This is a genomic window from Streptomyces sp. NPDC031274, from assembly GCF_055570235.1.
The window spans coordinates 1-1008 of record NZ_JBVIHP010000521.1; the positions used below are offsets into that span (position 1 = coordinate 1).

General features: G+C 71.6%; 1 pseudogene. It reads left to right on the forward strand.

Going from position 1 to position 1008, the window contains the following annotated elements:
• Positions 1 to 46 precede the first annotated feature (46 nt).
• Positions 47 to 897 (forward strand): annotated as a pseudogene (locus tag ACZ5CR_RS47650) (AAC(3) family N-acetyltransferase).
• Positions 898 to 1008 lie beyond the last annotated feature (111 nt).

Here is a 1008-nt window from a genome sequence, read left to right on the forward strand (position 1 = left end):
TCAAATCGGTGGCGCGCGAAGACCCGGGCGAGGAGACTCGCTGACCATGTCGACACCCCCTCCGACCGGCCCTTTGTGCACGCGCGCGTCCCTCGCGACCGACCTCCGGGAGCTCGGCGTGCACCCCGGAGAGACCCTCCTCGTGCATTCCTCGCTGAGCGCGATCGGCTGGGTCAGCGGCGGCCCGGTGGCCGTTGTCCAGGCAATCCTGGACGTACTGGGCCAAAAGGGGACCCTGGTGGTCCCCACGCAGTCCAGCGACAACTCCGACCCTGCCGAGTGGGAGAACCCGCCCGTTCCAGAGTCCTGGTGGCCCGAGATCCGCGCCTCCGTCCCCGCCTACGACCCGCGCACCGCCCCCACCCGAGGCGTCGGCGTGATCCCCGAGACCGTACGGACCTGGCCAGGCGCCTTGCGCAGCGCCCACCCGCAGACCTCCTTCGCCGCGGTCGGCCCCCGCGCGGCGGCGCTCCTGGAGGGGCACGCGCTCGACTGCCTTCCCCAAGCTCTCAACTCCGTTCGAGCAGGGGAGACCCCATTGGCGAGCGCAGCCCACTGGCCCGCCTGGAGGAATCGGGCTCCCGGGTCCTGCTGCTCGGCGCGGGCTTCGACTCCTGCACCGCATTCCACCTGGCCGAGTACCGCCTCCCCGCTCCCCAGGTCGAGAACTCCTTCGCGGTCATGACCCCGGAAGGACGCCGCTGGACGACGGTGCGGGAGACCTCGATCTCGGAGGAGCGCTTCGACGAGCTGGGCGCGGACTTCGAGCGGGACCGCCCCGTGACGCGCGGCACGGTGGGCGCGGCGACGGCCCGGCTCTTCCCGGTGGCCGACGCGGTCGCGTACGCGGAGAAGTGGCTGGAGACCCACCGCTCACGGGCCGAGTGGGCTGGCTGACGGCCCCCTGCCCGCGTGCCTGCTCCCCCTCTCTAGACTTCCCGCCATGGGAAATGAGTCCGTCGTCCAGGNCACAGGACTGGTCAAGCGGTACGGCAAGAAAACCGCGGT